At 71.0% G+C, this 11,904-nt stretch carries 9 protein-coding genes; 8 read left to right on the top strand and 1 reads right to left on the bottom strand.

Annotated elements, in window-relative coordinates; all coding sequences use genetic code 11:
• The first annotated feature begins 134 nt into the window (after window positions 1-134).
• The 7 genes from ACYVF7_RS38915 (at window position 135) to ACYVF7_RS38885 (ending at window position 10,419) form a co-directional block, all read left to right on the top strand.
• On the top strand, window positions 135-1,223 hold the full coding sequence (locus tag ACYVF7_RS38915; protein ID WP_460350617.1) for an ABC transporter substrate-binding protein: 1,089 nt from the start codon (window positions 135-137) through the stop codon (window positions 1,221-1,223).
• A gap of 30 nt (window positions 1,224-1,253) precedes the next feature.
• Window positions 1,254-2,801, top strand: a complete 1,548-nt coding sequence (locus ACYVF7_RS38910; protein ID WP_460350614.1) for a sugar ABC transporter ATP-binding protein — start codon at window positions 1,254-1,256, stop codon at window positions 2,799-2,801.
• 37 nt (window positions 2,802-2,838) lie between these two features.
• On the top strand, window positions 2,839-3,759 hold the full coding sequence (locus ACYVF7_RS38905) for an ABC transporter permease (protein ID WP_460350612.1): 921 nt from the start codon (window positions 2,839-2,841) through the stop codon (window positions 3,757-3,759).
• Window positions 3,756-4,766 (top strand): ABC transporter permease, encoded by a 1,011-nt coding sequence (locus ACYVF7_RS38900; protein WP_460350610.1) that lies wholly within the window; start codon window positions 3,756-3,758, stop codon window positions 4,764-4,766. The genes ACYVF7_RS38905 and ACYVF7_RS38900 overlap by 4 nt, the downstream gene beginning before the upstream one ends.
• Window positions 4,767-5,002: 236 nt before the next feature.
• Window positions 5,003-8,041 (top strand): discoidin domain-containing protein, encoded by a 3,039-nt coding sequence (locus tag ACYVF7_RS38895; protein WP_460350608.1) that lies wholly within the window; start codon window positions 5,003-5,005, stop codon window positions 8,039-8,041.
• A 69-nt stretch (window positions 8,042-8,110) separates the two neighbouring features.
• A complete protein-coding gene (locus ACYVF7_RS38890) occupies window positions 8,111-9,031 on the top strand; it encodes an undecaprenyl-diphosphate phosphatase (protein WP_460350605.1) in 921 nt (306 codons plus the stop codon).
• Between the two features lie 620 nt (window positions 9,032-9,651).
• Complete coding sequence (locus tag ACYVF7_RS38885; RefSeq protein ID WP_460358356.1) at window positions 9,652-10,419, top strand: polysaccharide deacetylase family protein; 768 nt, start codon at window positions 9,652-9,654, stop codon at window positions 10,417-10,419.
• Window positions 10,420-10,440: 21 nt separating this feature from the next.
• Here ACYVF7_RS38885 and ACYVF7_RS38880 read toward each other — a convergent pair whose 3' ends face one another.
• Window positions 10,441-11,388: a M56 family metallopeptidase gene (locus ACYVF7_RS38880; RefSeq protein ID WP_460350602.1), complete on the bottom strand. Its 948-nt coding sequence runs from the start codon at window positions 11,386-11,388 to the stop codon at window positions 10,441-10,443.
• Window positions 11,389-11,485: 97 nt separating this feature from the next.
• Between ACYVF7_RS38880 and ACYVF7_RS38875 the strand changes: the two genes are divergently transcribed.
• Window positions 11,486-11,863 carry a BlaI/MecI/CopY family transcriptional regulator gene (locus tag ACYVF7_RS38875; RefSeq protein ID WP_460350600.1) on the top strand — a complete coding sequence of 126 codons (378 nt, stop codon included), beginning with the start codon at window positions 11,486-11,488 and terminating at the stop codon, window positions 11,861-11,863.
• The last annotated feature ends 41 nt before the right edge of the window (window positions 11,864-11,904 follow it).

Genomic DNA, 11,904 nt, shown 5'->3' with positions numbered 1-11,904 from the left:
CTCAGCATGAGCGAGCCTGATCGGATTTGCAATATTCAGATCGATGCAACGCTGTCTTTCTGATCGCTATTGACAGAACCAGATCAGCGATGACTCAATACGGGCACCTCCTGACCCGTACGAAGGGACCGGCCATGACCGTGCCTGCGACCTCCCGAAGGACGTCCTCACCCGCGTGGGTGCTCACCGTGGCCCTCGCCCTGGTCACGGCGGCCGGCTGCGCCAAGTCGGAGAAAGACCAGTCGGCCGGCGCGCAGTCCGGCCAGCAGCCCCAGCAGGTGGTGCAGACGCCGTCCGGCAACGCGCCGTCCTGCACGATCGGCAAGTTCGGCGGAACGAAGTTCGACCCCAAGACCTCGGTCGTGGGCTTCTCCCAGTCCGAGAAGGAGGCCAACCCCTTCCGCATCGCGGAGACGCAGTCGATCAAGGCGGAGGCGAAGCAGCAGGGGATCGCCGGGCTGCGCACGACCAACGGCCAGTCGCAGTTCAGCAAGCAGATCAGCGACGTGCAGCAGCTGATCGCCCAGGGCGCCAAGGCCCTCGTCATCGCGCCCCTGAACTCCGACGGCTGGGAGCCGGTGCTGCAGCAGGCGTCCGCCAAGCACATCCCGATCATCACGGTGGACCGGAAGATCAACGCCACCGCCTGCAAGGACTACGTGACGTTCATCGGGTCCGACTTCTACCAGCAGGGCAAGCGGGCCGCCGATCAGATGATCAAGGCCTTGAACGGCAAGGGGAAGGTCGCGATCCTCCTCGGCTCGTCCGGCAACAACGTGACCACCGACCGCACCAACGGCTTCAAGGACGAGATCGCCAAGCAGGCGCCCGGCATCCAGATCACCTTCCAGCAGACCGGCGACTTCGCGCGCGAGAAGGGCCAGCAGGTCACCGAGCAGATGATCCAGAGTCACCCCGACGTCAACGCCATCTACGCGGAGAACGACGAGATGGCGCTGGGAGCGGTGACCGCCCTGAAGGGCGCGGGCAAGAAGGCCGGCGACATCAAGATCGTCTCGGTCGACGGCACCCGGAACGCCGTGGCCCAGATCGTCAGCGGCTGGATCTTCGCGGTCGTCGAGTCCAACCCCCGCTTCGGCCCGCTGGCGTTCCAGACGCTCAGCAAGTTCGAGAGCGGCGAGCCGATCCCCGACAAGGTGATCATTTCCGATCGGGAGTACGACTCCTCCAACGCCAAACAGTCCCTGGCGACCGCGTACTGACCGATGACACCACCGGGGGTGCCCGTGAACATGCCCGTTCCCGACGATCGGCGCCCGCCGTACGATGACGCGCCCGTGCTGGAGGCCCGCGACGTCGTCAAGCGCTTCACCGGCGTGCTCGCCCTCGACCGCGTGTCCCTCGCCCTGCGCCCCGGCGAGGTCCACGCGCTCGTCGGCGAGAACGGCGCGGGCAAGTCCACCCTCATCAAGGTGATCACCGGCGTCCACCGGCCCGACGAGGGCGAGGTGCTCCTGGCCGGACGGCCCGCCGGGTTCGCCGGGCCGCTGGACGCGCAACGCGCCGGCGTCCAGGCGGTGCATCAGGAGATCGGCCTCGTGCCGGACCTCAGCATCGCCCGCAACCTGCTGCTCGGCCGCGAGCCGCGCCGCGCGTTCGGCCTGATCGACTCGCGCCGCATGCACGAGACGGCCGCCCGGACGCTGGCGTCGTACGGCGTGCGGGTGGACGTCCGGCTGCCGCTGCGATCCCTCGGCGTGGGCGCGCAGCAGATGGTCGCGCTGGCGCGGGCGGTCTCGGTCGACGCCCGCGTGGTCATCATGGACGAGCCGACGTCCTCGCTCGAACCCCGCGAGGTCGACACGTTGTTCGACGTCATCGGACGGCTGCGCGAGCAGGGCATCGCCGTCCTGTACGTCAGCCACCGCCTGGACGAGCTCTACCGGATCTGCGACGGTGTCACCGTGCTGCGCGACGGCCGAGTCGTCCACCAGGGGGCGCTCGCGGACCTCGACCGGCTCCGTCTCGTATCGCTGATGCTCGGCCGGGACGTCGAGAAGGTCCGCGCGGAAGGCGTCACCCGGTTCTCGGGGGCCCACGAGGCCTCCGGAGAGCCGGTCCTGGAGGCCCACGGGCTGTCCAGCCGCTACCTCCTCGACGACGTCTCGCTCACCGTCCGGCCCGGTGAGGTGGTCGGGCTCGGCGGCCTGCTCGGCGCGGGCCGTACGGAGACGGCCAAGGCCATCGCCGGAGCGCTGCCGCTCGACACGGGACGCGTCACCGTGGCCGGGCTGTCCGTGCGCCGGGGGTCGGCCGGCGCCGCCGTGCGCGCGGGCATCGCGCTGCTGCCGGAGGACCGCAAGGCGGAGGGCATCGTGCCGACCCTGTCGGTCCGCGACAACATCGCGCTGGCGGCCCTCCCTCGGCTGGCCCGCTCCGGGGTCGTCTCCGACGCGCGCATCGACCGGATCGTCGAGACGTTCATGAACCGGCTGCGGATCAAGGCGACCGGGCCGCACCAGCCGGTGGCCGAGCTGTCCGGCGGCAACCAGCAGAAGGTGCTGCTGGCCCGCTGGCTGGCCACCGAGCCGAAGGTGCTGCTGCTGGACGAGCCCACGCGCGGCATCGACGTCGGCGCGAAGGCGGAGGTCCAGGCGCTGGTCGACGAACTCGCCGAGACGGGTCTCGGCGTCCTTCTGATCTCCTCCGACCTGGAGGAGCTGGTCGAGGGCTCCGACCGCGTCGTCGTCCTGAAGGACGGTGCCGTGGTCGGCGAACTGACCGGCGACGAACTCACCGAGGAGGGCGTGATGACCACGATCGCGCAGGGGGTCTCATGAGCGAGGCCGCCGTCGCGCTGCCCCGGCCGGCGCGCGGGTGCTGACCTGGCTGCAGAACTACGGGGTGTACGCGGCGATCGCCGTCCTCGTCGCCGTCAACATCGCCATCACGCCGCACTTCCTCAGCATGGAGAACCTCCGCACCCAGCTGGTCCAGGTCGCCCCGGTCGTCATCGTCTCCCTCGGCATGGCCCTGGTGATCGGCACGGAGGGCGTGGACCTGTCCGTGGGCTCGGTGATGGCCCTGGCGACCGCGCTGCTGCCGCTCTACCTCGGGTACGGGGTCGGGCAGGCGATCCTCGTGGCGCTGCTCGGCGGTGTCGCCGTCGGGCTGGTCAACGGCTCGCTCGTGGCGTTCGTACGGGTCCAGCCGATCGTCGCCACCCTCGCGCTGTTCGTCGGCGGCCGGGGGCTCGCCCTCGTGCTGGCCGGCGGTCAGCTCAAGGACCTCCACAACGCCACGCTGCTGGACCTCGGCTCGTCGAGCGTCGCCGGCGTTCCGCTTCCCGTGGTGGTCGCGGGCGCGCTGACCCTCCTGGTGACGGGCGTCGTCCGGCGCACGACGTTCGGCCGGCAGCTCGTCGCGATCGGCGGCAACCGCACGGCGAGCGTCCTGTCCGGCCTGCCGGTCCGGCGGGTCCTGCTGCTGGTGTACGTGCTGTCGGGCCTGCTCGCCGCGGTCGCGGGCGTGCTCGCCACCGCCCGGCTGCAGGCCAGCGACCCGTCGTCGCTCGGCCTGCTGATGGAGCTGTCGGCCATCACCGCCGTGGTGGTCGGCGGCACGCCGCTCACCGGCGGCCGGGTCCGCGTCCTGGGCACCGTCGCCGGCGCGCTGCTGATCCAGCTCGTCCGCGCCACGCTGATCAAGCACGACCTGCCCGACTCGGTCGCCCAGATGGTGCAGGCAGTGATCATCCTCGCGGCCGTCTACGCCGCCAGGGGAGGGACCGGACGATGACCACCGAGCAAGCGGCCGCCGACGCGCCCGTCATCCACGATGCCTACCGGCCGAGCCGGCGCGACCGCGCCTTCGGCCTGATCCAGCGGCACGGCGCCACGGCGGTGCTCGTCCTCCTGCTCGCCGTCGGCTCGCTCGCCTTCGCCCGTTTCCCGACCGGGGAGAATCTCGGCGACATCGCCATCACCTCGACGTTCCCCGCGATGGTCGCGCTGGGCATGACCTTCGTCATCATCACCGGCGGCATCGACCTGTCGGTCGGCTCGGTCTTCGCCCTCGGCGGGGTGCTGGCCGCGTACGCGGTGCGGTGGGGCACTCCGGCCGCGCTCCTGCTGCCCCTGGTCGTGTGCGGCACGATCGGCCTCGTGCAGGGCCTGCTGATCGCACGGGTCCGGCTCGCGCCGTTCATCGTCACCCTCGCCGGCCTGCTCGGCGCGCGTGGCCTGCTGCTGTCGATCTCGCACGAGGGCGCGACGACGTACCTGATCCCGCACGGGTCGGTGCTCGCCCGGTTCGGCCAGGGACGCCTGCTCGGGCTGGGCTACGCGGTCTACCTCACGCTCGCCCTGTTCGTCGTCGGCGCCGTGCTGCTGCAGCGCACCGGGTTCGGCCAGGCGGTGTACGCCATCGGGGGAGCGGAGGACGCCGCGGCGCTGATGGGCGTGCCGGTCGCCCGCACGAAGATCATCGTGTACGCGCTGTCCGGCACGCTGGCCGGGCTCTCCGGGGCGCTGAACGCCGCCCGCCTGTCATCGGGCGTGACCATCCTCGGCACCGGGATGGAACTGGACGTCATCGCCGCGGTCGTCATCGGCGGCACGCTGCTGACCGGCGGCGCGGGCTCCGTCAGCGGCACGATCGCCGGCGTTCTCCTGCTCGGCGTGATCCAGAACCTGATCAACCAGATCGGTGACCTGTCCTCCTCCTACCAGCAGGTCGTGAGCGGCGCTTTCCTCGCCGTCGTCGTGGTGGCGCAGACCTACCTGAGCCGCGCGCGCCGGATGTGACGAAATCGGCGCAGCCTTAATATAAGCTCCGAAAAAAGTTCGCCGAGACTTATTGACACTGCCTCTGACCGCGATCACTCTCTCGGGAGAGCGCGCTCCTTCTTCACCTCCCGGCGCCACCACGCCGCCGGGAGTCCTTCAGTCGTGCGGACGGCGGTCCCACCGCCGCCCCGTCGTGCGCGAAGAGGAGCCCCGCCCCGATGAAGCCCCGCGTCCGGGCAGCGGAACATCCCGCTGTGCCCCTGGTAGTGATCACGATCCTGACCCTGCTCCTGGCCCTCGTGGGGGCCGTCCCGCCGACTCCGGCGACCGCGGCCCCCGCACTGCTCTCACAGGGAAAGCCGGCCACCGCCTCCTCGGTGGAGAACGCCGGCACCCCCGCCTCGGCCGCCGTGGACGGCGACGCCGGGACCCGGTGGTCCAGCGCCTTCAGCGACCCGCAGTGGTTGCAGGTCGACCTGGGTGGGCCCGCCACCCTCAGCCAGGTCGTCCTCACCTGGGAGACCGCCTACGCGACGGCCTTCCAGATCCAGGTCTCCGACGACGCCGCCACCTGGAGCACGGTGTACGGCACGACCAGCGGCACCGGCGGCACGCAGACCCTGAACGTCTCCGGCGCCGGACGATACGTCCGGATGTACGGGACGGCGAGGGCCACCGGCTACGGCTACTCGCTCTGGGAGTTCCAGGTGTACGGCACGAGCGGATCGTCGTCGGACGCCACGCCGATCTCCGCTTTCAAGCAGGTGCGCGCCTCGTCGACGGAGGGCGACAACGCCCCCGGCGCGGCGGTGGACGGACGGACGAACACCCGCTGGTCCAGCCAGTTCACGGACAACGAGTGGCTGGAGGTCGACCTGGGCGGACCCGCCACGATCACCGGCGCCACGCTCGTCTGGGAGAACGCCTACGCCACCGGCTACCGGATCGAGGTGTCCGACAACGAGACGAACTGGACCCCGATCTACACCACGACGACGGGCAAGGGCGGCACCGAGAACCTCGGCATCTCCGGCAAGGGCCGCTATGTGCGCTTCTACGGCACGGCGCGCGCAACGGGATACGGCTACTCGCTGTGGGAGTTCCAGATCTTCGGCTCGGTCGACACGTCGGTGAGCACGCCGCCGCTGCTCTCGCCGCCGACCAAGGCCCCGGCGACGACCGACCAGTTCGCGCTGACGTCACCGGCCGACCACGCCATGGTCACCGACACCCGCCGCCCGGTGCTGTCCTGGGCGGCCGTGCCGGGCACCGCGCACTACGAGGTGTGGATCAACGTCAGCCGCACCGACTACGACTTCACCGCGTCCGGCCGGCTGCTCGACCTCTACACCAAGGTCGCCGAGCCCACGGGCACGACCGGTTACACGCCGACCTGGGACCTCGGCGACCGCTGGACGTACAAGTGGTTCGTGGTCGCGGTGAGCGGCTCCGGCGCCCGGACGACGTCGAACATCCGCACGTTCAGCGTCTACCTGCCCGCCATCAAGGCGGCCGGTGACGGCGTGAACATCGTGAACGGCGCCCGGGACCTCAACAAGGACGGGACGATCCAGCCGTACGAGGACTGGCGGCAGCCGGTCGAGACGCGGGTCGCCGACCTGCTCGGCAGGATGACGCCTGAGGAGAAGGCGTACCAGATGTTCTACAACGCCCAGACGTACGCGCAGTCGGGGTGGCACTTCGGACCGGCGCAGCCGAAGGACCTCGACGCGGTGCTGCGGGCCGCCGCCGGCACCCGCCTCGGCATCCCGCCGGTCTCCGCGGGCGACACCATCTCCGGCTACGAGACCACCTATCCGCTGCAGAGCGCGCTGGCCGCCGGCAAGGACTACCCGCTGGACTACAAGCTCGGCGACATGCAGCGCCGCGAGGAACTCGAGGTCGGCACGCGCGGCGTGCTCGGGCCGCTCGCCGAGGTCGGCACGAAGGTGCTCTACCCCCGCATCCAGGAGGGCGGCGGCGAGAACGCCGACGTCGCGGCCGCCCAGGTACGCGCGCTGGTCACCGGTCTGCAGGGCGGGCCGGAGCTGAACCCGGAGTCCGTCCTCGCCACCGTCAAGCACTGGCCCGGCGAGGGGGCCGGCGGCGAGGCGGGCATCGTCTACGACGCGATGACGATCAAGTACCACATGATCCCGTGGCGGGCCGCGCTCGACGCCGGAGCGGTGAACATCATGCCCGGCTACGCCGGCAGCTCCTACCTCGACCCGGGCGGGCCCGGCGCGGGCAACAGCAAGCCCATCCTCGACTACCTGCGGAACAACCTGGGCTACACCGGCCTCATCACCACCGACTGGCTGCCGTCGGGCGCGTGGATCAGCGCGGCGAACGCCGGTTCCGACGTGATGGGCGGGGCGGACCCGGGCGCCTCCGGGTTCTCCATCGCGAGCTTCCTGTCGAGCGTGCCGATGTCCCGGATCAACGACGCGGTCACCCGGATCCTGCGGCTCAAGTTCGAGCTCGGGATCTTCGACCGCCCGTACGGTGACCCGGTCAACGGCCCGTACCGCTTCCACCAGCCGTCGTACGTCGCGCTGGCGAACCAGGCCGCGCGCGAGTCCATCACCCTGCTGAAGAACAACGGCGTCCTCCCGCTCAAGCTCAAGGCGGGCGACAACATCGTCGTGGCCGGGCCGCGTGCGACCGACGGCGCCTCGTGCTGCATCTGGACGAGCTACTTCCACCAGAACTACGGCTCGCTGGACATCCTGGACGCGATCAAGGTCCGGGCGGCCAAGGACGGCGTCAACGTCTACTCCGACAGCGGACCGTCGCCCAAGCTGGCCGTCGTGGCGGTCGGGGAGCCGAGTTACACGCACGCCACCGCGTGGGTGAAGGAGCAGCCGTACCTGCCCGCGGACCAGCTGGCCATCATCCAGAACTTCCACAACCAGGGCGTCCCGGTGGTCGTGGTGATGGACCTGCCCCGGCCGACGGTGGTCTCCGACTGGAACGGCATCGCCGACGCCATCGTGATGACCTACCGCGGCGGCGAGGAGGTCGGCCCGGCGACGGCGTCGCTGCTGTTCGGCGACTACACGCCCCACGGGTCACTGCCGTGGCAGCTCCCGCGCGGCGTCGACCAGATCCTGAAGCCCGGCGGCACGGACACGCCGGCCGACGCCGTCGAGGACTGGAGTCTGCCGTACGACCTGGGCGCGACCGCCGCCGAGCGCGCCGACATCCGCGCGAAGATCGACGCCGGTCAGTCACCGCCCACCACGTACGGGAACCCGCTCTATCCCTATGGTTTCGGGCTTCACGCCTGGTAGGGGAGCGCCCTGCACTACTATCCGGATAGTAATAACTATCCGGATAGTAGTTCTTCGCTGGGGGTGCGGGTGTCCCATTTGACGTACACCGAGGCCATCGTGGTCGGGTTGTTCCAGGGCGTGGCGGAGCTGTTCCCCGTCTCCAGCCTCGGCCACAGCGTCCTGATCCCGGCTCTGGTCGGCGGCCAGTGGGCGCGCGACCTGAACGTCTCGACCCCGGAGTCGCCGTATCTGGCGTTCATCGTCGGCCTGCACGTGGCGACGGCGATCGCCCTGCTGGCCTTCTTCTGGCGGGACTGGATCCGCATCATCGGCGGCTTCCTGACCTCGGTGCGCGACCGCCGCGTCGAGACCCCCGACCAGCGCCTGGCCTGGTTGATCATCTTCGGCACCATCCCGGTCGGGGTCGTCGGGCTGCTGGTCGAGCACACGTTCCGGACCGTGCTCGGCAAGCCGGTCCCCGCGGCGATCTTCCTCGCCCTCAACGGCGGCGTCCTGTACGCGGGGGAGCGGCTGCGCCGCCGCGAGTCGCAGGCCGCCGACCGGGCGGTGGCGGCCTCCGTCGGGAGCACGGCCACCGACCTGGCGCTGGAGTCGGATCGGCGCCTGGCCCGGCTCGGTTTCGGCCGGGGGACGGGCATCGGCGCGGCGCAGATTCTCGCCCTGCTGCCCGGCATCAGCCGTTCGGGCGTGACGATGGTCGCGGGCCTGCTGCGCGGGCTGTCGCACGAGGACGCCGCCCGGTTCTCGTTCCTGCTGGCCACCCCGGTGATCCTGGCCGCGGGCGTGCTGAAGATCCCCGACCTGACCGGTCCGCTCGGGGACGGCATCCACGGTCAGGTGCTGGTCGGCAGTGTGCTGTCGGGCGTCGGCGCCTACGTGTCCGTGCGGTTCCTCACCCGGTACTTCGAGACGCGGACGCTGACGCCGTTCGCCGTGTACTGCGTGGTCGCCGGGCTGGGCAGCCTGGTCTGGCTCGGAGTCCGCTGACCCGGCGGCCGGGTCGTCGCGCCCACCGGGCGGTGGGCGCGACGACGACCTTCGACACTCACCTCAAGCCGTTACCGAATTCTCGGCATTTACCCGATGCCCGGGTCGACCTCTACTTGCATTTAGTGTTGCATTTTCCTTTGCCCCGGCGGTAGCCGTATTTGGCGCACCGATGGGTCTTGGGGTTCATCTTGAGGCAGCATCGGGTACACGGCGGAGGTTTGACGACGATCCGTGCCGCCGATGCCGGGGCGGCGGTGGTCGTCCGGGCGTTCGCAGCGCCACTGGGCGTTACGGCCGCCCCGAGCGCCAGCATGGCGACGGTCCCGGCCGCCGCCGCCAACCGTGTGATCTTCCGAGTCATGTGATCTCCTCTTTCTGGTATTTCGGTCCAACTTCAACAGGTTTGCAGTTTTTACTGTTTTTCGGGAAGAGTTGAAGTGGCGGCAGGGGCGACACCTGGTCAACATTTACACGAGGCTTGAAACCCACTTTGTCAAGAGTCAGGCTGATGATGCTCGTCGCGGCGAAACTGGGAAGAAAACGCCGAGTTGGGTAGGTAGTTGACAGGAGTGGCGATCGGGGGCGACATGCGTAGACCGGACAGACGTCAAGTGCTGATGGCCGTGGCCGCGGCGGGAGCCGGGCTCCTGGCGGGCGGAGCGCCCGAGCTGACACGAATGCAGCGACCCGACTCGCCGGCGAGGCGGCCGGCCCGGCAGGCGCTGAAGGCGGCCCGTCATCCTCTCCGCGACCCGGGATACGCGCACGGGCCGCTGCACTCGCTGCGCCGCCCGGTGCACAACCTGCACGACCTGACGCCGGCGGCCCCCGCGAACGCCGTCGCGCTGACCATCGACGACGGCCCGCACCCCCGGTGGACGCCGATGATGCTCGACCTGCTCGCCGAGTTCCGGGTGCCCGCGACGTTCTCCCTCATCGGGGACCAGGTCGCTCAGCTCCCGAAACTGGTCGAGCGGATCGTGGCCGCGGGGCACCAGGTCTGCGATCACACCGTCACCCACCCGCTGAACCTGCCGCGGCTCTCCGCCGGGCGGATCCGGGACGAGATCGGCGGCGCGCACGACCGCATCGCCGACACCACGGGCGTCGCCCCGCGGTTCTTCCGCGCGCCCGGCGGCTTCTGGTCCGCCGAGGTCATGGACACGGCCGCCGCCCACGGGATGATCTGCGTCGACTGGGAGGTCGACCCCCGGGACTGGGCGCGCCCCGGGAGGATCGCGATCACCGACCGGATGCTCCGCGCTCAGGCCGGCGACATCATCCTGTGCCATGACGGCGGCGGCGACCGTTCCGAGACGATCCAGGCGCTGCGCACCGTGATCCCCGCTCTCCAGCGGCGCGGCCTCGCCTTCGTGGCGCTGTGAGCGTCGACGCGGATCGTGAGGTCAGGTCCTCCCGGCCACCGGATGGTGGTGGATCTCCATGGCCTCCAGGCTCCCGTGCAGATCGGTGGCGGCGTCCAGCGCCCCGGCGCCGGACATCGCCACGCAGGCCGCCAGGGCGGCCGCGATGCCGGGCAGCAACCGAGACCGTCTCGGCGCCGGAGCGGCCAGGAGCGCCGCGACGCGGCGGGGGACGGGGCCGGTGGTGGCGGAGAGGACCGGGCCGGGTACGGGACCGGGCGCGCCCGCCCGGCTCCGCGCCAGCGCGGCCCGCGCGATGGCGCGGGCCACGAGGCGCCGGTCCCCGACGGCGTCCGCCGCCGACTCGTCGGCCCAGCGCTCGAGGTGGTAGCGCAGGGGGCCGCGGAGGGCGGTCAGCGCCGGATGCAGGGCGGCCGCCAGATCCATCGCCAGGGTGAACCAGTGGTGGCGGCCGGAGAGGTGCGCGCGCTCGTGGGCGAGCAGGACGTCGCGCTCGCGGGCATCCAGGGCCCGCAGCATGCCGGTCGTGACCACGACCGTGCCGGGACGGCCGGGAACGGCGTACGCGTCCGGCAGATCGTCGGGCAGCACGGCCAGGCCGCCGCGCCGCGACCGTACGGCGGTCCGGGCGGGTGCCAGCGCGGTCAGCCGCCGCTGGAGCGTCCAGATCGTGAGGGCGGCCGTGACGGCCAGGGCCGCACCGGCCGCGCACGCCACCGGCACGGGGACCGGTGACAATCGCCGCAGCAGGAGGGGGGACACGTGCTCGGCGGCCGCCACGAACGGCACCCGGAGGAGTCCCGCGCCGGTCAGCAGGAGCAGGGCGAGCGTGGTGCAGCCGGACAGGAGAACGCCGGTGGCGGCCAGCAGCCAGGAGGCCGACCGCGGCGGCAGCCGATCCGCCAGGAGACGGACGAGCGGCACCGCGAGCAGGGGCGCCAGCAGCGGCATCCATACGTCGACGACCATGCCCTTCATTATGGGCGCACGCGCGGGGCCGCCCGCACGGCCTTCTCGTTCCGAGTGATCTACTATCGAGGTAATACCCGGGTGTATGGAGATCGACGTGACCAAGGAGCATGAGCAGGGACGGCGGCCCGCCGGCATGCTCGAGGACGCCGTGCTGGCCGCCCTGTGGCATGGCGGCCGGCCGATGAGCCCCGCCGACGTGCAGGCCGTGCTGCCCGACACCCCGGCCTACACCACGGTGATGACCACCCTCGCGCGGCTGCACCGCAAGGGCCTGGCCACCCGCACCCGGGCCGGCCGCGGATTCGTCTACTCGCCCAACGTCGACGAGGCGGCGCACACGGCCACCGCCATGCACGACCTGCTCCGGCGGCGCCGCGACCGCGCGGCGGTGCTCGCCCGGTTCGTGTCCGACCTGGCCCCCGAGGACGAGCGCCTGCTGCAGCAACTGCTGCGCCACGACGACGCCGAGTGATCTCACTACTATCGCAGTAGTATTAGGCAAGCCTTGCCTGT

This window comes from Actinoallomurus acanthiterrae (genome assembly GCF_054775715.1).
This window is presented reverse-complemented; position numbering and strand designations above follow the sequence as displayed.